Below are 26,261 nucleotides of genomic sequence, written 5' to 3'. Positions count from 1 at the left end.
CGCGCCCAGATTAGACCGCGCCTGTCGCCGCGCAGCTTTTGCATCCCACCGACCAATCAAACGAACAGCGCGTTGAATGGCCTAAACCGGAGGTTACACAGCACAAACCAAAGCACTACCAGCGACAATGCCGCTACGGAAGACTGACGATGGTGCTGCCAACTCCGCCGCCGCCAAGCCCACAACGTTGTAGTCGGCGGCCGCCAACAGGTTGGCGTGTATAAGGCTGCACTGCATGAGCAAGCTGCCACATCCGGGGCAATCGGACCGGTAGCGGGCCGCCCGCACCCCGTGGCTTCACCGTTTTGGTTATCGTGCCGGGCTGGAAGCCTGAGCCCAGAAGCGTTTCGGGATCCGCCCCGCGCAACGCGCCAGATATCCGGCGGTCACCGCGGCGGCCATCGCCGCGGCCATCGCCGGCGGGTCGGCGGCCCGGGTCACCGCACTGGCCAACAACACGGCATCGCAACCCAACTCCATCGCCAACGCGGCATCGCTGGCGGTACCGATGCCCGCGTCCAGCACCACGGGAACGCGGGCACCGGCGACGATCATCTCGATATTGTGCGGGTTGGCGATACCAAGGCCGGTGCCGATCGGCGAACCCAGCGGCATCACCGCTGCGCAACCGGTATCTTCTAGCCGGCGGGCCAGCACCGGGTCGTCGGTTGTGTACGGTAGGACCACAAATCCGTCGTCCACCAATTGTTCTGCAGCCCGGACTAATTCGACCGCATCAGGCCACAGGGTGCGTTCGTCGGCAATCACCTCGAGCTTGACCCAGTTGGTGTTCAGCGCCTCACGGGCCAACTGCGCTGTCAGGACCGCTTCCGCGGCGCTGCGGCACCCCGCGGTGTTGGGTAGCGGTGTGATGCCGAGCCGGTTGAGCAGGTCGAGCAGGCCGGTTCCCCCGTCGGCGTCGACCCGGCGTATCGCGACGGTGGTCAGCTCGGTACCTGAGGCGATCAGAGCCTGCTCTAGCACCGCCAGATTGGTCGCACCCCCAGTACCCATGATGAGCCGCGAGGCGAAGCTGCGGTCACCGATAACCAACTTGGACTCAGCCACCCTGCACCGCCGTCACCACCTCTAGTCGCACCGGCTTACGCAGCTCACAGATCTTGGTGGCCCAGTCCGATCGTGGTAGCACCGAAAAGTTCAACGCCACAGCGATACCCCGGTCCCCGAAGCCCAGCGAATCCAGCAGCGCGGCGATGGTGGTCTGCTCGTCGACCTCGACCTGTTGCTCGTTGACAACGACGATCATGAGGCGGCCCCAACCGAAACGAGTTCGGACACAATCTGTTCGGCAGTCCACGGCGCCAATAGGAATCCGGATCGGCCGTGACCGGCCGCGACCAGGGTCCGCGAATCCAGGCGTTGGACCAGCGGCAAGTTGTCGGGTGTCATCGGGCGCAGTCCGGCCTCACACTCGGCCAGCTCGTACTCACCCAGCGCCGGCAGCACGGTACACGCATCGTCTAGCAGGTCACGAACTCCCGATACCACCGGCGCGGTGTCGCGCCCGTGCTCGTATTGGGTGGCGCCGACGACCACCCCGTCCGAACGTGGCACCAGATAGACCTGTCGTCCACGCACACGGGCACGAATCACTCTCTGCGGCAAGGGCATACAACCTGGTCGCCATCGCAGCCGCAGCACCTCACCCTTCACCGGGCGTATCGGCAGGCCGGGCCACAAGGCCGGGGCGTCAATGCCGTTGGCGATCACCACCGTGTGCGCATCGACGTCGGACAGGCTGCTCACCTGTGAGCTCCAGCGAACTCCGAGTCGCTCGCAGTCACGGCACAGCGCGTCGAGCAGGGCGCGGTTGTCGACGGCCAGTTCGGTGGGCGCCCGAAACCCGTGCCGGATGCCTTGCGCCAGTAGGGGTTCGACGTCACGGGCAGCCGACTCCCAGATCACCGGGTGCCCCTGTGCGGACAACCAGTCCGCGACAGTGCGCAGGTCGGCGACGTCGGCCCGGTCGACGGCCACCACCAGCGACTCGTGCGCGGTGACCAGTTGCGGGCCCAGCCCGTCGAGAAAGCTGCCCTCACGCCAAAGCCGCAGGGACTGCAGGCCTAGCCGCAACAACCGTTCCTCGCCGGGCCAGCCTTCGCTGTGTGGGGCCAGCATGCCGCCGGCAACCCAGGACGCCCCCCGCTCGTCGCTGCGGTGCACCCGCACCGGCCAGCCGGCTTGGGCGGCACGGCGGGCCACCGACAGCCCGATGACACCGCCGCCGATGACAGCCAGCGACCCGGTGTGTAGGTCGGACGCCATCCTTGACCTCCCTTCGCCGGCATGATCCGGATCAGGTGTGACGGTAAGGGCAGGCGCGCCCACTCTCAGACCCCGCTCCCGGGACTCCCGTGTCTACAGGGTTCCACGCTAGCGCGCTAGCGTCACGATGTGCACGAATCCCGTCTGGCATCGGCAAGGCTGTATCTGTGCACCGACGCCCGTCGGGAACGCGGCGACTTGGCTCAGTTCGCCGAGGCCGCCCTGGCCGGCGGAGTGGACATCATCCAGTTGCGCGACAAGGGCTCACCCGGTGAGCTGCGGTTCGGCCCGCTACAGGCGCGTGACGAACTGGCCGCCTGCGAGATCCTGGCCGACGCAGCGCACCGGTACGGCGCCCTATTCGCGGTCAACGACCGCGCCGATATTGCCCGCGCGGCCGGCGCCGACGTGCTGCATCTGGGTCAACGCGACCTGCCCGTGAACGTCGCACGACAGATCCTGGCACCGGATACCCTCATCGGCCGGTCCACCCACAACCCCGACCAGGTTGCTGCGGCCGCCGCCGGCGACGCCGACTATTTCTGTGTCGGACCATGTTGGCCGACACCGACCAAGCCTGGCCGTGCGGCGCCGGGTCTGGGGCTGGTACGGGTCGCCGCCGAACTCGGCGGCGACGACAAGCCGTGGTTCGCTATCGGCGGCATCAACGCGCAACGGCTGCCGGCCGTGCTCGATGCCGGCGCTCGCCGGATCGTGGTGGTGCGGGCGATCACCTCGGCTGACGACCCACGTGCGGCGGCCGAGCAGCTCCGGTCGGCGCTTACAGCAGCGAACTGATCCGCCTACCCAGCGGCGAGGGCGCCTGATCCGCGTCGCCCGGCGTACACCAGAGGAAAACCCCGGCCTCGATCTGAATGGTGCGCGGCAGCCGCTGCCGCCGTTCGTCGCACCGGGCCAGTGGCACGGTCGCCGGAGCGGTCCGCAGTCGTTGCCAACTGGCGGCGAATCCGGGATGTAACGGCAAGTCGGCCACCTCGTTCTCGGCCACCCAGCGCAGTTCGGCGCTTTCCCGGTTGGGCACGGTGTCCAGCAACTCCCCGGCATCGGCGACAACGGTGGTGTAGGTCCAGTGCGTGTCGTCGACCCCGCACACCTCGGCGGTGACCACCGTGGCCCGCACCTCGAGTCGCTCGGCGGACAGGCCCGCCTCCTCGCTCGATTCGCGGACCGCGGTCTGTTCCGGCGTCTCGTGGCTGTCTCGAGCACCGCCCGGCAAGCCCCAGGTGCCGCCCTGATGGCTCCACAGCGCGCGGTGCTGCAGCAGCACCGCGGGGGTGCCGTCCGGCCGCGGAGCCCGAAGCAACAGACCGGCCGCGCCGTAGCGGCCCCAGTACGCAACGCCGCTGTCGGACACCACCCATCCGTCACCGTCGCCCCGCACCTGTTCAGAATATGCAGGCGGGCAACTGGGCAATTGCGTATGCCTAACACCATCTGTCGGAACCTTCTCTTAGAATTCGCTTATAGAGTTTCGTTGCGTTAGCCGAAAGATGAGGTCCTAACAGACGTGACGGTTGAGCTGGCGCACCCGTCGACCGAGCCGCTGGGATCACGCTCGCCCGCCGAACCGGCACATCCCCGGCGGTGGTTCATCTCGACGACACCCGGCCGAATCATGACGATCGGCATCGTGTTGGCGGCTCTCGGCGTGGCCAGCGCCTTCGCTACCTCCACCACCATCGAACACCGGCAGCAGGTGTTGACCGCGGTGCTCGACCACACCGAGCCGCTGTCGTTCGCGGCTGGACGGCTGTACACCACGCTGTCGGTGGCTGACGCCGCGGCCGCCACCGCGTTCATAGCCCAAGCCGAGCCGGGCGGCGTTCGGCTGCGCTACGAGCAGGCCATTACCGATGCCTCGGTAGCGGTAACCCGGGCCTCGAGCGGGCTCACCGACGAATCGTTGGTGCAATTGCTGGGCCGGATCAACGCCGAATTGGCCGTCTACACCGGCCTGGTCGAGATCGCCCGCGCCAACAACCGGGCGGGCAACCCGGTCGGGTCGTCATATCTGTCAGAGGCGTCGGGGCTGATGCAATCGACGATCCTGCCCGACGCGCAACGGCTCTACCAGGCGACATCAGCACGGGTAGATCGGGAAACCACCGCGTCGACCCAGATCCCGGCCCCGGTGATCCTGGTGGTCGCCACCACCGTGGTCTTCGGTGCGTTCGCACATCGCTGGCTGGCCCGGCGCACCAGGCGACGGATTAACCCCGGTCTTGTCGTGGGCGCGCTCGGTATTCTCGTCATGGTGGTGTGGGTGGGAACTGCGCTGACCATCTCTACAACGGCCAGCCGTAGCGCGAAAGATACCGCGGCTGAGTCACTCAAGACCATCACCAACCTGGCGATCACCGCCCAACAGGCACGGGCCGACGAGACACTGTCGCTGATCCGGCGCGGCGACGAAGAGGTCCGCAAGCAGGCCTTCTATCAGCGCATCGACGCCATGCAACGCCAGCTCAACGACTACATGGCCCGCCGCCACGCCGTCGACAAACCCGATCTGCAGGGCGCCGACCAGCTGTTGGTGCGCTGGCGGCAGGCCAACGACCGGATCAATTCCTACATCTCCGTCGGCAACTATCGGGCCGCCACTCAGGTGGCACTGGGTAAAGGCGAGGACGACGCTACCCCCGCATTCGACAAGCTCGACGAAGCACTGACCAAAGCCATGGGACAAAGCCGCACCCAACTGCGCCACGACATCCTCAATGCGCATCGCGGGCTGGCAGGCGCGCAGGTGGGCGGCGTGGTGCTCAGCTTAGGTGCCGCCATTGCCGTCGCGCTCGGCCTGTGGCCCCGGCTGAAAGAGTATCGGTGATGACGCGCCGGGCCCTCCTGGCGCGGGCGGCAGCCCCACTCGCGCCGCTGGCGTTGGCGATGGTGCTGGCCAGTTGCGGCCACTCGGAAACGCTGGGGGTGGAGGCGACGCCGACGCTGCCGCTGCCCACACCGGTCGGCATGGAAATCATGCCACCGCAACCCCCGCTGCCGCCGGACAGTTCGAGCCAGGACTGCGATCCCACCGCCAGCCTGCGCCCCTTTGCCACTAAGGCCGAGGCCGACGCCGCGGTGGCCGACATCCGCGCGCGCGGCAGGCTGATCGTCGGACTCGACATCGGCAGCAACCTGTTCAGCTTCCGCGACCCGATCACCGGCGAGATCACCGGCTTCGACGTTGACATCGCCGGCGAAGTGGCACGCGACATCTTCGGTGTCCCGTCACATGTCGAGTACCGGATCCTGTCGGCCGCGGAGCGGGTCACCGCGCTGCAGAAGTCGCAGGTCGACATCGTCGTCAAGACGATGTCGATCACCTGCGAGCGGCGCAAGCTGGTCAACTTCTCCACCGTCTACCTCGACGCCAACCAACGCATCCTCGCCCCGCGTGACTCGCCGATCACAAAGGTGTCCGACCTGTCGGGCAAGCGGGTCTGTGTGGCCAGGGGCACCACATCGTTGCGCCGTATCCGGGAGATCGCACCGCCCCCCGTCATTGTGTCGGTGGTGAACTGGGCGGACTGCTTGGTGGCCTTGCAGCAGCGCGAGATCGACGCTGTCAGCACCGACGACACCATCCTGGCCGGGCTGGTAGAGGAAGACCCCTACCTGCATATCGTCGGGCCCGACATGGCCGACCAGCCCTACGGCGTCGGGATCAACCTGGACAACACCGGATTGGTCCGGTTCGTCAACGGCACGCTCGAACGCATCCGCAATGACGGCACCTGGAACACGTTGTATCGCAAGTGGCTGACGGTGCTCGGCCCAGCCCCCGCCCCGCCCACGCCGAGGTATGTGGACTGATGGCCAAGGCGTCAGAGACCGAACGTTCGGGCCCCGGCACCCAACCGGCGGACGCCCAGACCGCGACGTCCGCGACGGTTCGACCCCTGAGCACCCAGGCGGTGTTTCGCCCCGATTTCGGCGATGAGGACAACTTCCCCCATCCGACGCTCGGCCCGGACACCGAGCCGCAAGACCGGATGGCCACCACCAGCCGGGTGCGCCCGCCGGTCAGACGGCTGGGCGGCGGCCTGGTGGAAATCCCGCGGGCGCCCGATATCGATCCGCTTGAGGCCCTGATGACCAACCCGGTGGTGCCGGAGTCCAAGCGGTTCTGCTGGAACTGTGGACGTCCCGTCGGCCGGTCCGACTCGGAGACCAAGGGAGCTTCAGAGGGCTGGTGTCCCTATTGCGGCAGCCCGTATTCGTTCCTGCCGCAGCTAAATCCCGGGGACATCGTCGCCGGCCAGTACGAGGTCAAAGGCTGCATCGCGCACGGCGGACTGGGCTGGATCTACCTCGCTCTTGACCGCAATGTCAACGGCCGTCCGGTGGTGCTCAAGGGCCTGGTGCATTCCGGTGATGCCGAAGCGCAGGCAATGGCGATGGCCGAACGCCAGTTCCTGGCCGAGGTGGTGCACCCGTCGATCGTGCAGATCTTCAACTTTGTCGAGCACACCGACAGGCACGGGGATCCGGTCGGCTACATCGTGATGGAATACGTCGGCGGGCAATCGCTCAAACGCAGCAAGGGTCAGAAACTGCCCGTCGCGGAGGCCATCGCCTACCTGCTGGAGATCCTGCCGGCGCTGAGCTACCTGCATTCCATCGGCTTGGTCTACAACGACCTGAAGCCGGAAAACATCATGCTGACCGAGGAACAGCTCAAGCTGATCGACCTGGGCGCGGTATCGCGGATCAACTCGTTCGGCTACCTCTACGGGACCCCAGGCTTCCAGGCGCCCGAGATCGTGCGGACCGGTCCGACGGTGGCCACCGACATCTACACCGTGGGACGCACGCTCGCGGCGCTCACGCTGGACCTGCCCACCCGCAATGGCCGTTATGTGGATGGGCTACCCGAAGACGACCCGGTGCTGAAAACCTACGACTCTTACGGCCGGTTGCTGCGCAGGGCCATCGACCCCGATCCGCGGCAACGGTTCACCACCGCCGAAGAGATGTCCGCGCAATTGACGGGCGTGTTGCGGGAGGTGGTCGCCCAGGACACCGGGGTGCCGCGGCCAGGGCTATCAACGATCTTCAGTCCCAGTCGGTCGACATTTGGAGTGGACCTGCTGGTGGCGCACACCGACGTGTATCTGGACGGGCAGGTGCACGCGGAGAAGCTGACCGCCAACGAGATCGTGACCGCGCTGTCGGTGCCGCTGGTCGATCCGACCGACGTCGCAGCTTCGGTCCTGCAGGCCACGGTGCTCTCCCAGCCGGTGCAGACCCTAGACTCGCTGCGCGCGGCCCGCCACGGTGCGCTGGACGCCGACGGCGTCGACTTCTCCGAGTCGGTGGAGCTGCCGCTGATGGAAGTCCGTGCGCTGCTGGATCTCGGCGATGTGGCCAAGGCCACCCGAAAACTCGACGATCTGGCCGAACGCGTCGGCTGGCGATGGCGATTGGTCTGGTACCGGGCCGTCGCCGAGCTGCTCACCGGCGACTATGACTCGGCCACCAGGCATTTCACCGAGGTGCTGGACACCTTTCCCGGCGAGCTGGCGCCCAAGCTCGCGCTGGCCGCCACGGTCGAACTAGCCGGCAACACCGACGAACACAAGTTCTATCAGACGGTGTGGAGCACCAACGACGGCGTGATCTCGGCGGCTTTCGGACTGGCCAGAGCCCGGTCGGCCGAAGGTGATCGGGTCGGCGCCGTGCGCACGCTCGACGAGGTACCGCCCACTTCTCGGCATTTCACCACGGCACGGCTGACCAGCGCGGTGACTCTGTTGTCCGGCCGGTCAACGAGTGAAGTCACCGAGGAACAGATCCGCGACGCCGCCCGAAGAGTGGAGGCGCTGCCCCCGACCGAACCACGCGTGCTGCAGATCCGCGCCCTGGTGCTGGGTGGCGCGCTGGACTGGCTGAAGGACAACAAGGCCAGCACCAACCACATCCTCGGTTTCCCATTCACCAGTCACGGGCTGCGGCTGGGCGTCGAGGCGTCACTGCGCAGCCTGGCCCGGGTAGCTCCCACTCAACGGCATCGCTACACGCTGGTGGACATGGCCAACAAGGTCCGGCCCACCAGCACGTTCTAAGCCGCCCGAGTGTGAATCGCACGACGCGACACGCCGGCGGGCTGTCGTATGATTCACGCTCGGCGTCCGCCCAGCACCCTCAGGCAATCGCGGGCGATGGCCAGTTCTTCATTCGTGGGAACCACCAGCACGGCGATCGGTGAATCGTCTGACGAAATCCGCCGGGCGCCGTGCCCCGGGCCCAGGTTGCGGTCTTGGTCGAGTGCGATACCTAGCCCCTGAAGGCCAGCCAACGCGTCCCGCCGCACCGCCGCATCGTTTTCGCCGATCCCGGCGGTAAAGCTCACCACATCGGTGTGGCCCAACACCGCCAGATAGGCACCAAGGTACTTGCGCAACCGGTGGATGAACACCTCATACGCCAATTGTGCTGACCTGTCCCCGGTTTCGATCACTAGTCGTAGACGGCGAAAATCCCGCTCCCCCGCCAACCCCAACATCCCGGACCGATGGTTGAGCATCGATTCGATGTCCTCGACACCCATCCTCGCGGTGCGCCACAAGTAGCTGATGACGCCCGGGTCCAGGTCGCCACTGCGGGTGCCCATCACCAAGCCCTCAAGCGGTGTCAGGCCCATCGACGTTTCCACCGGCCGGCCGCGGGCAATCGCCGAGGCGGAGGCACCGTTACCCAGATGCAGCACAATCTGATTCAAACCGTCGAGCGGGCGGCCCAGGAAGGCGGCGGCCCGCTCGCTGACGTATTGGTGTGAAGTGCCATGAAATCCGTAGCGGCGGATATGCCATCTGTCGGCGACGTCGCGGTCGATGGCATAGGTCGCGGCCGCCGGGGGCAAGTCATGGAAAAAGGCCGTATCGAACACCGCGACGTGCGCGACATTGGCCAGCAATCTGCGTGCCACCTTGATGCCCAGTACCGCCGGCGGGTTGTGCAACGGGGCCAGCGCCGACAGCTCCTCAAGCTTGCCGATCACCGTGTCATCCAGCAGCGTCGGCTGGTGAAACTCCGTGCCGCCGTGGACCACCCGGTGTCCGACCGCCACCAGCCCGCAGGTCTGCAGGTCAATTCCGTCCTCGGCCAACATCTTGAATGCGCGATGCAGCGCCTGGGCGTGATCGGCAACCGGGGATGACCGCTCGCCGATCCGCTCGACAATCCCGGCGGCACGTGACATGCCGGCGACCGGCTCGACGAGCTGGAACTTCAGCGACGACGAGCCGGAATTGATCACCAGCACGGTGCTACTCATGGACGCCCTGCGCCTGAATCGCCGTGATGGCCACGGTGTTGACTATGTCGTCGACCAGTGCACCCCGAGATAGGTCGTTCACCGGCTTGCGTAAGCCCTGCAGCACCGGGCCGATCGCGATCGCACCCGCAGAACGCTGCACCGCTTTGTAGGTGTTGTTGCCGGTATTGAGATCGGGGAAGATCAGCACCGTCGCGCGGCCGGCCACCGGCGAATCGCGCAACTTGGTGGCCGCGACCGACGGTTCCACTGCGGCGTCGTATTGAATGGGACCCTCGACCGGCAGCTGCGGCTCCCGAGCGCGCACCAACTCCGTTGCCGCTCTGACCTTGTCGACGTCGGCACCTTTCCCCGAGTCACCGGTGGAGTAGGACAGCATGGCCACCCGGGGCTCGATGCCGAACTGTGCGGCGGTGCGTGCCGAGCAGATGGCGATATCAGCGAGCTGCTCCACCGTCGGGTTCGGGATGATCGCGCAGTCGCCGTACGCCAGTACCCGATCCGGCAGACACATCAGGAAAATGCTGGACACGGTGGATATGCCCGGAACGGTCTTGATGATCTCCAGCGCCGGACGAACGGTGTGCGCCGTGGTGTGAGCAGCACCCGATACCATGCCGTCGGCATGACAGTTGTGCACCAGCATGGTGCCGAAATATGTGGCATCGTTCATGATTTCGCGGGCATGCTCCACGGTGATTCCCTTCGCCTTACGCAACTGCGCATACTGGTCGGCGAATTGATCGTGCAGTTCGCTTGCGCATGGCTCGATTACCGTGGCGCCGTCCAGGTCCACACCGAGTTCCGCTGCCCGCAGACGGACTTTGGCTTCATCGCCCAGGATGGTCAGGTCGACGATGCCGCGCTGAAGCAGGCGGCCCGCCGATTTGAGGATGCGATCGTCGTCCCCTTCGGGAAGGACGATGCGCATGAGGTCCGAACGGGCCTGCTGCAGCAGCCGATAAGTGAACATCTGTGGTGTAGTGACCGTAGGGATGGGAATGGTCAGCTGCGCCAATAGACCGGCGACGTCCACGTGGCGGTCCATCAGCTCCAACGCGGTGTCGATCTTGCGTTGCGACGTCGCCGTTACCAGCCCGCGGGCCGACGCGGCAGCGCTGGCGGTGTCGTAGGTGCCCAACGCGGTGGCGATGACAGGTAACCGCAATCGCAGGCCGGAAACCAGGGCGGCGATCGCCGGATGCAACTCGAACCCGCCATTGAGGACGATGCATGACAATGACGGAAACCCTTCGGCCGCATGGGCGCTAGCGACGGCCAACACCACGTCCGAGCGGTCGCCGGGAGTAATCACCGCCATGCCATCGGTCAGCCGCTCCAACACATGGTCGGCGGTCATACCCGCGGCCAGCACGCCCATCACCTCACGTTCGCGCAGCGCAACATCACCGCTTACCACCGCCCCGTTCACAGCCTGCGTTAACTCGGCAACGGTCGGCGCCGACAGCAGTGGTTCCTCGGGCACTACATAGCTAGGCGGGGTGAACCTGCGCAGCGCGTCGGTCACGGCCGGTATCGCGGACAGCTCGCACCGGTTCGCCACTACCGCCGCGGTATGAGCGCGCTGGGTGTCCAGCTCGGCCAAGCAGACCTCGACGACGCTGGCGACCTGATCGGGGGTGCGGTCCTTCGCCCGAACCGTCAACAACACTGGCGCGCCGAGGTTCACCGCGATCCGGGCGTTGACCGAGAGCTCGGTGGGGCTGGTGACGTCGGTGTAGTCACTGCCGACTACCACCACCGCGTCACACTCGTCGGCCATTGCGTGATACGAATCGACAATTTCGGCGATCGCGTCGTCGCGGTCAGCATGCAGCTGCTGGTAGGTCACGCCAACACACCGCTCATAGGGCAGGCCCGCACTGGTGTGCGCGAGCAGTAGTTCCAGGATGTAGTCCCGCTCCGCAGAGAGCCGCGTAATCGGCCGGAACACACCGACTTTGGCGACCATCGCGGTCAGTCGGTGCAAAAGCCCCAGTGCAATCGTCGACTTACCCGTCTGCGATTCTGGTGCGGCGAGGTAGATCGCCGAGGAGTCAGCCAAGTCGCCGCAACCTGGGTGCCAGGTCCGACTGGAAGAGCTCCAGGAACCGGCGCTGGTCATGTCCTGGTGCGTGAAATACCAGGTGGTTCAGGCCCCATGTCACGTATTGACCTACCTTTTCGACGGCTTCGTCGGGGTCCGACGCCACGATCCAGCGCTTGGCGATCTGTTCGATTGGCAGCGCATCGGCGGCCTTCTCCATCTCGATCGGGTCGTCGATGCTGTGCTTCTGCTCAGCTGTCAACGACAGCGGCGCCCAAAACCGGGTGTTGTTCAATGCCAGCTCCGGGTCGGGGTCGTAGGAGATCTTGATTTCGATCATCTTGTCGATGCCGTCGACGGATCGGTCAGCGGCAGCGGCGCCTTCTCGTACCGCCGGTATCAGCTTCTCGGTGTAGAGCTCCTCGCCCTTGCCGGACGTACAGATGAAGCCGTCACCGGCGCGGCCGGCGTACTTGGCCACCGCCGGGCCGCCGGCGGCGATGTAGACGGGCACGCCCCCGTCGGGCACGTCGTAGATCGAGGCACCCTTGAGCCGGTAATAGTCGCCGTCAAAGTCGACGCGGTCACCGCTCCACAGCTGCCGCATTAGCCCCACCGATTCACGCAGCCGGGCGAACCGCTCCTTGAACTCCGGCCAGGCGCCCTCGTATCCGGTGGCGATTTCGTTCAGCGCCTCACCGGTGCCCACGCCAAGGAAAACACGGTTCGGGTACAGGCATCCCATGGTGGCGAAAGCCTGAGCGATGACGGCGGGGTTGTAGCGGAAGGTGGGGGTCAGCACCGAAGTGCCCAGCAGCAGCCGGTTGGTACGTTCGCCGACAGCGGTCATCCAGGACAGCGAGAACGGGGCATGGCCGCCCTGGTGGCGCCAAGGCTGAAAATGGTCGCTGACGGTCGCGCTGTCCATGCCGTGGGCTTCGGCGGCGACGGCTAGTTCGACGAGCTCGCGCGGTGCGAATTGTTCGGCCGATGCTTTGTAACCTAGCTTCAGTTCAGCCACCAGTTCTTTCTACTCCTATGCCATAAACGCGACCCGCCACGCCCGGCTTCGCCGCGCTCGCGATCGCTCCATATCCCATGGTCGCGACCCGCGGCGCCCGGCTACGCCGCGCTCGCGATCGCTCCATATCCCATGGTCGCGACCCGCGGCGCCCGGCTTCGCCGCGCTCGCGATCGCTCCTAGACTCGCGGGCATGGCGGAGCTTGTTCAGATCACCGACAAGGTTCACCTCGCTCGCGGCCACGCGGTCAACTGGGTGCTAGTCACCGACGACACCGGCGTGCTGCTGATCGACGCCGGCTATCCCGGCGACCGTGCGGAGGTGCTGGCCTCGCTGAACAAACTGGGCTACACACCGGGTGACGTGCGCGCCATCGTGCTCACCCACGCGCACATCGACCACCTGGGCTCGGCAATCTGGTTTGCTCGTGAGCACAGCACGCCGGTGTACTGCCACGCCGAGGAGGTAGGTCACGCTAAGCGGGAATACCGGGAGAATGCCTCGGTTTTCGATGTTGCGCTGCGCAGCTGGCGGCCCCGTGTGGCGGTCTGGGGTATTCACTTGCTTCGCCGCGGCGGCCTGACCGGCGACGGCATTCCGACCGCCCAGCCGCTGACCGCCGAAGCGGCCGCCGGGCTGCCGGGTCAACCGATGGCGATTTTCACCCCGGGACACACCAGCGGTCACTGCTCGTATGTCGTCGACGGTGTGCTGGCCAGCGGCGATGCGCTGATCACTGGTCATCCGATGTTGCGTCACCGCGGGCCACAGCTACTGCCCGCGGTGTTCAGCCACAGCCAGCAGAACAGTATCCGCAGCCTGGCTGCGCTGGCTTTGCTAGAGACCAACATCCTGGCACCTGGTCACGGCGAGCTGTGGCACGGGCCGATTCGCAAAGCTACGGATGAGGCCCTCGAACGAGCCCAGAAATCCAATCATGTATTTCGGTAGCTATTGCCTCACTCGAGGTGCTCATCATTCCGAAATGATCCCCGGGTACTTCGGCTACAGAATAGGCCGCCTCTGCAGCAGCAGCTCGCCACCGGTTGATTCGTTCTTCGCGTAAATTTTCGACGGTAGCTATTCGGTCCTTCGCCACGATGTTAAGAACCGGAGCCATTGATCTACCTGGTTCCCAGGCCTGAAAGATTGCAGCATAGGTGGCTGCCGCGGTGAGTCGGGTGGCAGTTAACCGATTCAACATTCTGGCCACTCGAATTACTTCACGGGAAAGGCCCTTCCCAGTATCGTTGGGGCTGAACCCTTCATTCATTGAAGGATTGGCGATCTGACTAGGCAGATATGTATCGATGAGTGCGACTCCGAGGGGATTCCGCTGGTGCTTGACCGACAGATGGGAGCAGAGGGCATAGGCCAACACCCCACCCGATGAATAGCCCGACAGCACAAAACGGCAGCTGCCGCCTACCACATCAATAATTGCGTTAGATACGGTTTCAACAATCATATCCGCGTTTTGCGGCAGTGCATCAGACGAATCGAACCCGGGAAGCGTAAGCGAATAAACCGAATGGCGGCCTGTCATCGCATTCGCAATATCTCGATATTCACGCTGATCCGATAGCACAGTTAGAGTTGGGATACAAATTACAACCACATCGGAGATACCATCTGCCAGCAGTGCGACGTTCTTCGATACGTTGTTCCGAACCGGTGAGCTCATGCGCTCGCGCGTATTCGACGCCAGGGCGACCATCTTCCAACCATCGGCATCCCGACCCGCATCGCAAGCTTGTAGAAAAAGATCGGTGAGCGCATCGATTCGCTCCGCCGGGTTTGCCGCTGCGGCGGCGGAGCTGCCGTGACCGTCTATTTGGGTGATCAGATACTGGGCTAGTTCGGTCGGGGTGGGGTGATCGAAAATCGCGGTGGCCGGCAGCGTTACTGCGGTGACGGCTGTTAAGCGGTTACGTAGCTCCACGGCACTCAAGGAATTAAATCCCGAATCGGCAAACGCCTGGCCAGCGTCGAGTCCGGCAGCGCCGTCGCGCCCCAGCACCGCTGCGGCATGCTCACATACCACCTCGATCGCTGCGGCGAGTTGCTCGTCGGCCGACCGACCGGCCAGCCGGGCGGCAAACCCGGAGGACGCCAAGAGTTCAGCACCACCATCGCTAGCCCCGATCTGGCCGGCGGCGGTGGGGTCGCTGACCGATGGGGCTGGTGCGAGCCAGAACTTTTGATGCTGGAAGGCATACGTCGGCAACTCCACCCGCTTGGGCCGGTACCCGGAAAACACCGAGGCCCAATCCAGGCCCATCCCCGAGACGAAGCCCTGGGCCGCCGCCGTCATCACACTGACCGGTTCGGGCCGATCTTTGCGCAGCGTGGGCACCGACACGATCTGCGCGTCGGCCAGCGATGCCTCGATCAACGACGTCAAGCCGCCACCGGGCCCGACTTCGATGAAACGACTGGCACCGGCGCAGTGGGCACTACGAACACTGTCGCCAAACCGCACCACCGCCCGGATATGCCGGGCCCAGTAATCAGCTGAGGCGAAGTCGTCGGCCACCAACTGCCCGGTCACATTGGAAATGACCGGGATCGTGGGCAAGCCCACAGACAGTTCGGCCGCAACGGCTGTGAACTCAGCGATCATCGGCTCCATCAACGCCGAGTGAAAGGCATGCGAGACCGCCAACCGGTGGACCCGACGGCCCTGGCCGCGCAGCCGATCAGCGATCGCGCTCACCGCATCGTGGGCACCAGAGATCACCACCGAAGCCGGACCATTGACCGCCGCGATGCTCACATCGTGCCCCAGCATCGGCGCTACCTCGTCTTCACGGGCCTGCACCGCAAACATGGCGCCGCCGGCGGGCAACGCCTGCATCAACCGTCCACGCGCGGCCACCAGCATCGCCGCATCCGGCAAACACAGCGCCCCGGCGATGTGCGCCGCGGCCAACTCGCCCACCGAATGACCCAGCACCAAACCCGGCCGCACCCCCCACGACATGAGCAGCCGATACAGCGCCACCTCCACCGCAAACAGCGCCGGCTGGGCGAATTCGGTGGTATTCAACAGATCTTGGTCGTGCCCCCAGATCACATCGCGCAGCGGATACCGCAGGTGCCGGTCCAACTCGTCCACCACAGCATCGAGGGCCTCGGCGAAAACCGGGTAGGCAGCATAAAGCTCGCTACCCATACCCAGCCACTGCGAGCCCTGACCGGCAAACACAAAAGCCGTCTTGCCCGCCGGCTTGCCAACACCGCAGACCACCCCAGCCTCCGGCCGACCAGCAACCACCCCAGCCAACCCAGCCAGCAACTCATCGCGAGTCTGGCCGATCACCACCGCCCGATGATCAAACACCGACCGCGTGCTCACCAACGAATACCCCACATCAACAACATCAAGCGCCGGCCGAGCCCGCACATACCGCCCCAACCGACCCGCCTGAGCAGCCAACGCCGAAGCCGTCTTCCCCGAAATCACCCACGCCACCACCCCACCACCGGAACCGTCGGCCCCCGCACAAACCCCATCCGAGTCAACCGGAAAAGCTTCCTCGACAATCACATGCGCATTGGTGCCACTCACACCAAACGATGACACCCCAGCCCGGCGCAGCCGACCCGCCACCACCGGCCACTCCTTGGCCTCGGTAAGCAGTCGAACCGTGCCCGACGACCAGTCCACATGCGAAGAAGGCCGATCGACATGCAGTGTTGCCGGCAACATCTGATGTCGCATCGCCTCGATCATCTTGATCACCCCAGCCACCCCTGCGGCAGCCTGAGAATGCCCGATATTGGATTTGATCGACCCCAGCCACAGTGGTGCATCCGGCGTATGGTGCTGGCCGTAGGTGGCCAACAGCGCTTGTGCCTCGATCGGATCGCCCAGTCTGGTACCCGTGCCGTGGGCCTCGACCACATCCACGTCTGCGCCGGTGATCCCCGCGTCCGCGAGCGCCGCCGCAATCACCTGCTGCTGAGCCGGGCCACTCGGGGCCGTTAGCCCATTGGAGGCGCCGTCCTGGTTCACCGCCGATCCTGCCAACACCGCCAGGACCCTCCGACCGGCACGGCGGGCATCGCCGAGGCGCTGCATCACCAGCACTCCGGCGCCCTCAGAAAACCCGGTCCCGTCGGCGGCATCAGCGAACGCCTTGCACCGCCCGTCCACCGAAAGCCCCCGCTGACGACTAAACCCGAGAAAAATCGACGGTGTAACCAGCACCGTCGACCCACCCGCCAGGGCCAAGTCACATTCACCGGCACGCAGCGAATTCGCCGCCAAGTGCAGCGCCACCAGCGACGACGAACACGCGGTATCCACCGACAGTGCCGGGCCGGTCAACCCGAGGCTGTAGGCAATACGCCCTGAAGCCACGCTGGTGATGTGGCCGGTATCGGCGTACCACTGGGCCTGCGAAGTACCTACGCCGTAACCGTCACCATATATGCCGACAAACACCCCGGTGGCGCTACCGCGCAGCGCTAGTGGATCAATACCGGCGTTCTCCAACGCTTCCCAGGAGATTTCCAACAGCAGGCGCTGTTGGGGATCCATCGCCAACGCCTCACCCGGGGAGATGCCAAAAAACCCGGCATCGAAATTGGCCACATCATCAACAAACCCGCCCTGACGGGTATAGCACTTGCCCAGTACATCGGGATCAGCGTCATACAGCCCCTCAACATCCCATCCCCGATCGGCAGGAAATTCACTGATGACATCACGACCGGAGGCCACCAACTGCCACAAGTCCTCCGCCGTCACAACCCCGCCCGGGTAGCGACACCCCATTCCCACCACCGCAATCGGCTCACCGGTGCGTACCCGCGCACGCGACACGACCGCAGCGGCGGAGCGGCCGGCACCGTCTAAGTGTGAAACGAGATACCGGGCCAGATCGGTGGGCGTGGGGTAGTCGAATACGGCCGTGGCCGATAGCGTGGCACCCGTGACGGCTTTGAGCCGGTTACGCAACTCGACTGCGCTAAGCGAGTTGAGCCCGGAATCGGTGAACGCTTGAGCGGCATCCACACTGGCAGCATCACCTCGCCCCAGCACCGCTGCGGCATGCTCACATACCACCTCGATCGCTGCGGCGAGTTGCTCGTCGGCCGACCGACCGGCCAGCCGGGCGGCAAACCCGGAGGACGCCAAGAGTTCAGCACCACCATCGCTAGCCCCGATCTGGCCGGCGGCGGTGGGGTCGCTGACCGATGGGGCTGGTGCGAGCCAGAACTTTTGATGCTGGAAGGCATACGTCGGCAACTCCACCCGCTTGGGCCGGTACCCGGAAAACACCGAGGCCCAATCCAGGCCCATCCCCGAGACGAAGCCCTGGGCCGCCGCCGTCATCACACTGACCGGTTCGGGCCGATCTTTGCGCAGCGTGGGCACCGACACGATCTGCGCGTCGGCCAGCGATGCCTCGATCAACGACGTCAAGCCGCCACCGGGCCCGACTTCGATGAAACGACTGGCACCGGCGCAGTGGGCACTACGAACACTGTCGCCAAACCGCACCACCGCCCGGATATGCCGGGCCCAGTAATCAGCTGAGGCGAAGTCGTCGGCCACCAACTGCCCGGTCACATTGGAAATGACCGGGATCGTGGGCAAGCCCACAGACAGTTCGGCCGCAACGGCTGTGAACTCAGCGATCATCGGCTCCATCAACGCCGAGTGAAAGGCATGCGAGACCGCCAACCGGTGGACCCGACGGCCCTGGCCGCGCAGCCGATCAGCGATCGCGCTCACCGCATCGTGGGCACCAGAGATCACCACCGAAGCCGGACCATTGACCGCCGCGATGCTCACATCGTGCCCCAGCATCGGCGCTACCTCGTCTTCACGGGCCTGCACCGCAAACATGGCGCCGCCGGCGGGCAACGCCTGCATCAACCGTCCACGCGCGGCCACCAGCATCGCCGCATCCGGCAAACACAGCGCCCCGGCGATGTGCGCCGCGGCCAACTCGCCCACCGAATGACCCAGCACCAAACCCGGCCGCACCCCCCACGACATGAGCAGCCGATACAGCGCCACCTCCACCGCAAACAGCGCCGGCTGGGCGAATTCGGTGGTATTCAACAGATCTTGGTCGTGCCCCCAGATCACATCGCGCAGCGGATACCGCAGGTGCCGGTCCAACTCGTCCACCACAGCATCGAGGGCCTCGGCGAAAACCGGGTAGGCAGCATAAAGCTCGCTACCCATACCCAGCCACTGCGAGCCCTGACCGGCAAACACAAAAGCCGTCTTGCCCGCCGGCTTGCCAACACCGCAGACCACCCCAGCCTCCGGTCGACCAGCAACCACCCCAGCCAACCCAGCCAGCAACTCATCGCGAGTCTGGCCGACCACCACCGCCCGATGATCAAACACCGACCGCGTGCTCACCAACGAATACCCCACATCAACAACATCAAGCGCCGGCCGAGCCCGCACATACCGCCCCAACCGACCCGCCTGAGCAGCCAACGCCGAAGCCGTCTTCCCCGAAATCACCCACGCCACCACCCCACCACCGGAACCGTCGGCCCCCGCACAAACCCCATCCGACTCAACCGGAAAAGCTTCCTCGACAATCACATGCGCATTGGTGCCGCCAAAGCCGAACGATGACACCCCAGCCCGGCGCGGCCGACCCGCCACCACCGGCCACTCCTGAAGTTCGTCTACAACTCTCAGGCCCAATTCCGTGAATGGGATAGCTGGATTTGGCTCCGTAAACCCCCCGCTCGGAAGCAGCGAGCCACGCTCAACCATCAACACCGCCTTGATCAATCCGGCGATGCCAGCCGCACCTTCCAGATGGCCGATATTCGGCTTGATGCTCCCGATCATCAGGGGCCCAGATCCCGGTCTCTTGCGACCAAAGACCATGCCTAAGGCGTGCGCCTCGATCCTATCCCCTAACGACGTTCCGGTCCCGTGGGCCTCGACGTAGCCGATTTCCAGCGGATCGACGCGAGCGCTCTTGCATGCATTTTCAAGAACACCAATTTGCGCACTAGGATTTGGCGCCATAATACCGTTGGACTTACCGTCCTGATTGACCGCTGAACCCGTCAGAATCGCTAATATCCGCCGGCCCTCAAGGCGTGCATCACTGAGGCGCTGCAGCACGATAACTCCGCATCCCTCACCGCGTACCATCCCGTCGGCGGATTTATCGAACGCGTGACAGCAGCCTGTCTGCGACAAGATGCCCGCTTCCCTAAACCCACCCCATGGTTCTGGTGAAATAAGAACATTCGTCCCACCGACAAGTGCGATATCGCAGTCCCAGGTACTGAGACTTCGACAGGCTAGATGCACGGCGACCAGGGATGACGAGCATGCCGTGTCAATGACAATGGACGGACCCTGAATATCGAGAAAGTATGAGATTCTATTGGCAATAATACTCGAAGAACCGCCGGTGTTATCCCAAATAGTAGACTTTTGCTGAGCGCTAGCTGACACAAGCCGGACGTAGTCAGTTGACGACACCCCAACGAATACGCCCGTACGTGAAAGTCTTAATGACTCAGGAATAATTCCTGCATGCTCTAACGCTTCCCAAGAGACCTCCAGTAACAACCGTTGTTGCGGATCCATTCGCAGAGCCTCGTCCGGCGGGATATCAAAAAATCTATTATCGAAACCCGCGACATCCTTTAAAAAGCCTCCGGACTCCGCGAAAGTTCCAGCATTCGTGAACCCACGATCTGGATACGCTGTTATCGCACACTTCTTCTCGGTCAGAAAGTCCCATAGCCGTTCCGGGCCGTCAATATCTCCCGGAAATCGACAGCCCACTCCGATGACCGCAACCGGCTCGTTTATGCTGCCCCGACCCTGCGTGTTCCTGTCGGCGTGTCCATGACTCTCTCTTAACGAGTCAGCACTACGCTGGTTCAACAGACTATCAATCAAATCATTAGCGCTAGGATTATCCCAAACGGCCAAATCGGGAATACAAAACCCAAATCTGTCACCGAGGTCGCCGGGAATCGCTAAGACATCAATCGATTTCAAACCTAAATCTCTAATCGGAACGTCTAGGCTGACCTCATTTGGATGACACTCGATATGCGTGGACAAGTACTCTCGAAACCATTTTTGAAGCTTATCCGCAGTGACCGAACCGTCTGTCATGGGAACGTTGCTACTCGTTGCAACTTATTTGCTCCGTACTGCTTTGCGCATGCCGCCCGGCTAATCTTTCCGCTGGTGGTCTTCGGTAGCGCCCCGGGCGGTACCAGAAGAAAATCTGTTACATGCAGGCCATGTAATTTCGACAACGCCGATACGACCAGCCTTTTGATCGTCGAGAAATCCATAATAGTCACTTTATCGGGCCCATGCTCAGTCCTTACCTCGGCCGCAATGACCAAATGCTCCACCCCGTCGTCGGATACTGAAAATGCCGCGACCCGGCCACCGGTAAACTCCTTGACCGTAGTTTCGATATCATCGGGATAATGGTTTACACCGTCTTGGATAATGAGATCTTTCATACGGCCGACGATGTAGAACTCATCTCCTACTATGAATCCCAAGTCTCCCGTGCGAAGCCACGGCGACCTTGGCGTTCCCGCGGAGGCCTCCCGGATGCTGGCCTGGAACTTATCTCGGTTGAGCGCGTCGTCTGCATTGTGATATCCGGTAGACACATTCTTACCGTGAATCCAAATCTCGCCGATACGTCCCGGTCCGAGCTCGATATTCGAGTCCGGATCGACAATCCGAAGCAACGGTTCCTTGTCGTCGCTGTGGTAGCGTATTAAACGCGTTGCACGCTCAGTTTCGGAAGTACTTAGCTCCGCGTGGCCTCGAGCCAAGCTATCAGCATCGAACTCGGTTGACGTTGGAGGTGATCCCGCCTTCGTCGTCGCCAGGTAAACCACCGCTTCAGCCATCCCGTATGATGGCTTGACCGCTGCGGGCATCAAATTGTAGGGACGGAACCGGCGGAGGAATTTGGTTATTGTATTTGGCTGCACCTGCTCCGCGCCGTTGATTATTGTATTTACGTGGCCTAAATCCAGCCCCGCCATGTCCTCTTCGGAAGTTTTAGCGACGGCCAAATCGAATGCGAAGTTCGGCGCGGCCGAAAATGGCGCCTGGTGTTTAGCAAGCAGTTGCATCCATCTGGCAGGCTTACGGATAAATGCCTCTGGGCTCGTCAGGATAACCGGACATCCGACAAACAACGGAATAAAGAGGCCAACCATTAAACCCATGTCATGGTAAAGCGGCAACCACGAAACGACCGAGCTGGGCAACCTCGGCGCGCCGCCCTCATGGCGAAAATAGTTACGGATAATTTGGTCGACATTTTCCGTAACGTTACGCATGGATAAAACCACACCACGGGGGTTGGCCGTTGAACCCGAAGTATACTGCAAATACGAACTCCAGTCTGATAGTTGAGAATCGAGATCACAGTTATCTCCGGATGGCTCGTCCAATGTATCCAACGCTATGACCGGCGTCGTTACAGACGCCCCATGTGTAGCTATCGTGGCCCTGACCCGCGTTTCGGCTTGCGACGTCGTCAGCACGACGTCGGCGGCACAGTCGAGTACAGCCAGTCCAGTCCGCTTATCGCGTAGGCTGCCCAGCGGTTCTGGTAACGGAACCGGCGTCCATCCGGCGCACAGTGCTCCTAGAAATCCTGCAACATAGTCCAGACCTTGCGGAGCTGATATCGCTGCGGTCCTTCGTCGGTCAGCATGCCGGCCATAACTTATTAGATACGCAGACACGGCGGTGACGCGAGAATATAATTGACTCCACGTCATTCGGTCAATTTGGTCGCCGGTTTTTGTGTCGTAATCCATGAACACAAAGGCTTCGTCGCTTGGAGTCGTGGTCGCACGGTCGCGCAACGTGGATATAACAGACATTGGGAGTGGCGATCCCTTACCCGGTAACGATCCTGGCCACCCGGCCGCCGAGCTGTCTGGGCATCGAATTTCCCGTCGGGCCGCTCATGTTTCCACTCCTCCGGTTCAACTGATCCGCTTCGACCACAGGCTGGTCGAAGCGGCTCTGGATCGATGACTATAGATGACCGAGCGGCAGCCTGTACGATTAACCGAAATTTTTTGACCTCGCCGTAAACGATGTAAACGGAGTGTACAAAACTGCCCCAACGAGTGGCGTCTCCCCGGTAGGGTTCGTCCTCACGCGGCGGCTTGTTGAAGCGATGGAATCAGGAAGGTAAATGTTCGGCGTTGCCAAACGCTTGTGGATCCCGATGGTGATAGTCATCGTTGTGGCTGTCGCGGCCGTGACGGTCTCGCGGCTGCACTCGGTGTTTGGCTCACATCAACATGCGCCCGACACCGGCAACCTCGACCCGATCATCGCGTTTAACCCGAAGCATGTTCTCTACGAGGTCTTCGGCCCGCCAGGGACGGTCGCCAGCATCAATTACCTGGATGCCGATGCCCAGCCGCATGAGGTCGTCAATGCCGCGGTCCCGTGGTCATTTACCATCGTGACCACCTTGACCGCCGTAGTCGCCAACGTGGTTGCCCGCGGTGACGGTGCAAGCCTGGGCTGTCGCATCACCGTCAACGAGGTGATCCGCGAGGAGCGCATTGTGAATGCTTACCACGCGCACACCAGTTGCCTGGTGAAATCCGCGTGAGGAGCCAACGTCTAGCCGGGCACCTGTCGGCCGCCGCCCGGACGATCCATGCGTTGTCGCTACCCATCATTCTGTTCTGGGTGGCGCTGACTATTGTGGTGAACGTCGTTGCGCCGCAGCTACAGTCGGTCGCTAGGACACATTCGGTGGCGTTAGGCCCCCACGATGCTCCGTCACTGATCGCCATGAAGCGCATCGGCAAGGACTTTCAGCAATTCGATTCTGACACCACTGCAATGGTGCTGCTGGAGGGCCAAGAGAAGCTGGGTGATGAGGCGCACCGCTTCTATGACGTGCTAGTGACCAAGCTGTCACAAGACACCACCCACGTCCAACACATTGAGAACTTCTGGGGCGATCCGCTGACCGCGGCGGGATCGCAGAGCGCTGACGGCAAGGCAGCATACGTCCAGCTGAACCTCACTGGTGATCAGGGCGGCTCGCAGGCCAACGAGTCTGTCGCCGCCGTGCAACGCATCGTGGACAGCGTGCCACCGCCGCCGGGGATCAAGGCTTACGTGACAGGCCCGGGTCCACTCGGCGCCGATCGAGTTGTATACGGCGACCGCAGCCTTCACACGATTACCGGCATCAGCATTGCGGTGATCGCGATCATGTTGTTCATCGCCTACCGCTCGCTTTCTGCTGCTCTGATCATGCTGCTGACGGTCGGGCTCGAGCTGCTGGTGGTCCGCGGCATCATCTCCACTTTTGCCGTCAACGACCTCATGGGCCTGTCTACATTCACTGTCAACGTGTTGGTGGCGCTCACGATCGCGGCTTCGACGGACTACATCATCTTTCTCGTCGGACGCTATCAAGAGGCACGTGCGACTGGCCAGAACCGAGAAGCCGCTTACTACACCATGTTTGGTGGGACGGCACACGTGGTCCTGGCATCTGGCCTCACCGTCGCCGGCGCCATGTACTGCCTCGGCTTTACCCGGCTACCCTACTTCAATACCCTCGCATCGCCATGCGCGATCGGTTTGGTCACGGTGATGTTGGCGTCTCTGACGCTGGCGCCCGCGATCATCGCCGTTGCCAGCCGATTCGGGCTATTCGACCCCAAACGAGCGACAACGAAACGGCGTTGGCGCCGGATCGGCACGGTCGTCGTGCGATGGCCCGGCCCCGTCTTGGCCGCCACCCTGCTGATAGCGCTGATCGGACTGCTCGCCTTGCCGAAATACCAGACCAACTACAACGAGCGCTACTACATCCCCAGCGCGGCGCCATCCAACATCGGTTACCTCGCATCAGACCGTCACTTTCCGCAAGCCCGCATGGAACCGGAGGTCCTGATGGTCGAGGCCGATCACGACCTGCGTAACCCGACCGACATGCTCATCCTGGACAGGATCGCCAAAACCGTCTTCCATACGCCGGGGATCGCGCGGGTGCAAAGCATTACCAGACCGTTGGGGGCTCCGATCGACCACTCGTCGATCCCGTTTCAGCTCGGCATGCAAAGCACGATGACCATCGAAAACCTGCAGAACCTCAAGGACCGCGTGGCTGATCTATCCACCCTTACCGATCAACTGCAACGCATGATCGACATCACCCAGCGAACCCAGGAGCTGACGCGACAGCTAACCGATGCCACCCATGATATGAACGCTCATACCAGGCAGATGCGAGACAACGCCAACGAACTACGCGATCGAATCGCCGATTTCGACGACTTCTGGCGCCCCCTTCGAAGTTTCACGTACTGGGAGCGCCACTGCTTCGACATTCCCATCTGCTGGTCGATGCGCTCCTTGTTGAACAGCATGGATAACGTCGACAAGCTCACCGAGGACCTTGCCAACCTCACCGACGACACCGAACGCATGGACACCACACAGCGGCAACTACTCGCCCAACTGGACCCCACGATCGCCACCATGCAAACCGTCAAAGACCTTGCCCAAACACTGACCAGCGCGTTCTCCGGACTGGTCACTCAAATGGAAGACATGACCCGCAACGCCACCGTCATGGGTCGAACATTCGACGCCGCCAACAACGACGACTCGTTCTACCTTCCACCGGAGGCCTTCCAAAACCCCGACTTCCAGCGGGGTCTGAAACTCTTCCTATCCCCCGATGGCACCTGCGCTCGATTCGTCATCACCCATCGGGGTGATCCCGCGAGCGCTGAAGGCATCTCACACATCGACCCCATCATGCAGGCCGCCGACGAAGCCGTGAAAGGAACCCCGCTACAGGCTGCCAGCATCTATCTGGCGGGCACCTCATCCACCTACAAAGACATCCACGAGGGCACCCTGTATGACGTCATGATCGCCGTCGTGGCGTCGCTTTGCCTGATCTTCATCATCATGCTCGGCATCACCAGAAGCGTGGTCGCATCCGCCGTCATCGTCGGCACGGTCGCCCTTTCGCTGGGCTCAGCCTTCGGATTGTCGGTCCTCATCTGGCAGCACATCCTGCATATGCCACTGCACTGGCTCGTGCTGCCCATGGCCATCATCGTCATGTTGGCCGTCGGATCCGACTACAACCTGCTCTTGATAGCCCGATTCCAAGAAGAAATCGGGGCCGGCCTCAAAACCGGCATGATCCGAGCCATGGCCGGCACCGGCCGAGTGGTCACCATCGCCGGACTGGTGTTTGCCTTCACCATGGGCTCGATGGTGGCCAGCGATCTACGCGTCGTCGGCCAAATCGGCACCACGATCATGATCGGATTGCTGTTCGACACCCTCGTTGTCCGGTCTTACATGACACCTGCGCTGGCAACTCTGCTCGGCCGCTGGTTCTGGTGGCCACGTCGGGTGGATCGGCTAGCCCGACAACCCCAGGTGCTCGGGCCTCGTCGCACCACTGCGCTCAGTGCGGAACGCGCAGCGCTGCTGCAGTAGCGGCACGGCCCGGGTCGTAGCTCGACAGGTCGCGGCCCATACCTGCGCCAACATCACGATCGCGGTGGCACCGCGCTGACCTGTTGGTTGGGGTCTCGACCG

Annotated in this window: 16 protein-coding genes, 1 pseudogene and 1 riboswitch; of the genes and pseudogenes, 7 read left to right on the top strand and 10 right to left on the bottom strand. The window is 63.3% G+C overall.

Annotation, left to right across the window (positions count from 1 at the left end; all coding sequences use genetic code 11):
- Positions 1-156: 156 nt before the first annotated feature.
- The 4 genes and pseudogenes from MCAN_RS20920 to thiO form a co-directional block, all read right to left on the bottom strand.
- Positions 157-288: pseudogene (locus tag MCAN_RS20920) on the bottom strand (DUF2752 domain-containing protein); the annotation flags it as partial.
- Positions 289-309: 21 nt separating this feature from the next.
- Positions 310-1,068, bottom strand: a complete 759-nt coding sequence (gene thiG, locus MCAN_RS02160) for a thiazole synthase (protein WP_003402126.1) — start codon at positions 1,066-1,068, stop codon at positions 310-312.
- Positions 1,061-1,267, bottom strand: a complete 207-nt coding sequence (thiS, locus tag MCAN_RS02155) for a sulfur carrier protein ThiS (RefSeq protein WP_003402121.1) — start codon at positions 1,265-1,267, stop codon at positions 1,061-1,063. The genes thiG and thiS overlap by 8 nt, the downstream gene beginning before the upstream one ends.
- Positions 1,264-2,286 carry a glycine oxidase ThiO gene (gene thiO, locus MCAN_RS02150; protein ID WP_003402118.1) on the bottom strand — a complete coding sequence of 341 codons (1,023 nt, stop codon included), beginning with the start codon at positions 2,284-2,286 and terminating at the stop codon, positions 1,264-1,266. The genes thiS and thiO overlap by 4 nt, the downstream gene beginning before the upstream one ends.
- Positions 2,277-2,387, bottom strand: a riboswitch (TPP riboswitch). (Overlaps the previous gene by 10 nt.)
- A 28-nt stretch (positions 2,388-2,415) precedes the next feature.
- On the opposite strand from thiO, the gene thiE reads away from it, so the two are divergent.
- Complete coding sequence (thiE, locus tag MCAN_RS02145; protein WP_014000217.1) at positions 2,416-3,084, top strand: thiamine phosphate synthase; 669 nt, start codon at positions 2,416-2,418, stop codon at positions 3,082-3,084.
- Here thiE and MCAN_RS02140 read toward each other — a convergent pair.
- Positions 3,068-3,688 (bottom strand): NUDIX hydrolase, encoded by a 621-nt coding sequence (locus MCAN_RS02140; protein ID WP_003898441.1) that lies wholly within the window; start codon positions 3,686-3,688, stop codon positions 3,068-3,070. The two genes, thiE and MCAN_RS02140, sit on opposite strands and share 17 nt — an antisense overlap.
- Positions 3,689-3,814: 126 nt before the next feature.
- Here MCAN_RS02140 and glnX point away from each other — a divergent pair, with 126 nt between their 5' ends.
- The 3 genes from glnX to pknG are packed head-to-tail and all read left to right on the top strand — an operon-like array spanning position 3,815 to position 8,372.
- Positions 3,815-5,134, top strand: a complete 1,320-nt coding sequence (gene glnX, locus MCAN_RS02135) for a protein kinase G-activating protein GlnX (protein WP_003402108.1) — start codon at positions 3,815-3,817, stop codon at positions 5,132-5,134.
- The gene (locus MCAN_RS02130; protein ID WP_003900142.1) at positions 5,134-6,120 is read left to right on the top strand and encodes a glutamate ABC transporter substrate-binding protein; all 987 of its coding nucleotides are present in this window, start codon (positions 5,134-5,136) and stop codon (positions 6,118-6,120) included. The genes glnX and MCAN_RS02130 overlap by 1 nt, the downstream gene beginning before the upstream one ends.
- Positions 6,120-8,372, top strand: coding sequence for a serine/threonine protein kinase PknG (gene pknG, locus MCAN_RS02125; protein ID WP_014000216.1), 2,253 nt, complete (start codon positions 6,120-6,122; stop codon positions 8,370-8,372). Before MCAN_RS02130 ends, pknG begins: the two co-directional genes overlap by 1 nt.
- Positions 8,373-8,425: 53 nt before the next feature.
- Here the strand turns inward: pknG and MCAN_RS02120 are convergent, their stop codons facing one another.
- The 3 genes from MCAN_RS02120 to fgd are packed head-to-tail and all read right to left on the bottom strand — an operon-like array spanning position 8,426 to position 12,651.
- Entirely contained in the window at positions 8,426-9,583 is a 1,158-nt protein-coding gene (locus tag MCAN_RS02120) for an acetate kinase (protein ID WP_003402097.1), read from the bottom strand.
- On the bottom strand, positions 9,576-11,648 hold the full coding sequence (gene pta, locus MCAN_RS02115; RefSeq protein ID WP_014000215.1) for a phosphate acetyltransferase: 2,073 nt from the start codon (positions 11,646-11,648) through the stop codon (positions 9,576-9,578). The genes MCAN_RS02120 and pta overlap by 8 nt, the downstream gene beginning before the upstream one ends.
- Positions 11,641-12,651, bottom strand: a complete 1,011-nt coding sequence (fgd, locus tag MCAN_RS02110) for a glucose-6-phosphate dehydrogenase (coenzyme-F420) (RefSeq protein WP_014000214.1) — start codon at positions 12,649-12,651, stop codon at positions 11,641-11,643. The genes pta and fgd overlap by 8 nt, the downstream gene beginning before the upstream one ends.
- 193 nt (positions 12,652-12,844) lie before the next feature.
- On the opposite strand from fgd, the gene MCAN_RS02105 reads away from it, so the two are divergent.
- Complete coding sequence (locus tag MCAN_RS02105; protein WP_003911199.1) at positions 12,845-13,603, top strand: MBL fold metallo-hydrolase; 759 nt, start codon at positions 12,845-12,847, stop codon at positions 13,601-13,603.
- Here MCAN_RS02105 and MCAN_RS24025 read toward each other — a convergent pair.
- The gene (locus MCAN_RS24025) at positions 13,551-20,783 is read right to left on the bottom strand and encodes a type I polyketide synthase (RefSeq protein WP_014000213.1); all 7,233 of its coding nucleotides are present in this window, start codon (positions 20,781-20,783) and stop codon (positions 13,551-13,553) included. The two genes, MCAN_RS02105 and MCAN_RS24025, sit on opposite strands and share 53 nt — an antisense overlap.
- Positions 20,780-22,537 (bottom strand): fatty-acid--AMP ligase FAAL30/FadD30, encoded by a 1,758-nt coding sequence (gene fadD30 / locus MCAN_RS02095; protein ID WP_014000212.1) that lies wholly within the window; start codon positions 22,535-22,537, stop codon positions 20,780-20,782. The genes MCAN_RS24025 and fadD30 overlap by 4 nt, the downstream gene beginning before the upstream one ends.
- A gap of 320 nt (positions 22,538-22,857) precedes the next feature.
- On the opposite strand from fadD30, the gene MCAN_RS02090 reads away from it, so the two are divergent.
- Both MCAN_RS02090 and mmpL1 read left to right on the top strand, forming a co-directional pair.
- A complete protein-coding gene (locus MCAN_RS02090) occupies positions 22,858-23,286 on the top strand; it encodes an MmpS family protein (RefSeq protein WP_014000211.1) in 429 nt (142 codons plus the stop codon).
- On the top strand, positions 23,283-26,159 hold the full coding sequence (gene mmpL1, locus MCAN_RS02085; protein ID WP_014000210.1) for an RND transporter MmpL1: 2,877 nt from the start codon (positions 23,283-23,285) through the stop codon (positions 26,157-26,159). The genes MCAN_RS02090 and mmpL1 overlap by 4 nt, the downstream gene beginning before the upstream one ends.
- Positions 26,160-26,261 lie beyond the last annotated feature (102 nt).

The organism is Mycobacterium canetti CIPT 140010059, from assembly GCF_000253375.1.
Lineage (GTDB): Bacteria > Actinomycetota > Actinomycetes > Mycobacteriales > Mycobacteriaceae > Mycobacterium > Mycobacterium tuberculosis.
The sequence above is the reverse complement of the archived record's forward strand: the minus strand, read 5'-3'. Positions and strand labels throughout refer to the sequence as shown.

Coding starts and splice junctions, on each gene's coding strand:
- pknG (WP_014000216.1), top strand. CDS start 6,120: ATGGCCAAGGCGTCAGAGACCGAACGTTCGGGCCCCGGCACCCAACCG.
- MCAN_RS02130 (WP_003900142.1), top strand. CDS start 5,134: ATGACGCGCCGGGCCCTCCTGGCGCGGGCGGCAGCCCCACTCGCGCCG.
- MCAN_RS24025 (WP_014000213.1), bottom strand. CDS start 20,783: ATGACAGACGGTTCGGTCACTGCGGATAAGCTTCAAAAATGGTTTCGA.
- MCAN_RS02090 (WP_014000211.1), top strand. CDS start 22,858: ATGTTCGGCGTTGCCAAACGCTTGTGGATCCCGATGGTGATAGTCATC.
- MCAN_RS02105 (WP_003911199.1), top strand. CDS start 12,845: ATGGCGGAGCTTGTTCAGATCACCGACAAGGTTCACCTCGCTCGCGGC.
- thiS (WP_003402121.1), bottom strand. CDS start 1,267: ATGATCGTCGTTGTCAACGAGCAACAGGTCGAGGTCGACGAGCAGACC.
- fadD30 (WP_014000212.1), bottom strand. CDS start 22,537: ATGTCTGTTATATCCACGTTGCGCGACCGTGCGACCACGACTCCAAGC.
- MCAN_RS02120 (WP_003402097.1), bottom strand. CDS start 9,583: ATGAGTAGCACCGTGCTGGTGATCAATTCCGGCTCGTCGTCGCTGAAG.
- thiO (WP_003402118.1), bottom strand. CDS start 2,286: ATGGCGTCCGACCTACACACCGGGTCGCTGGCTGTCATCGGCGGCGGT.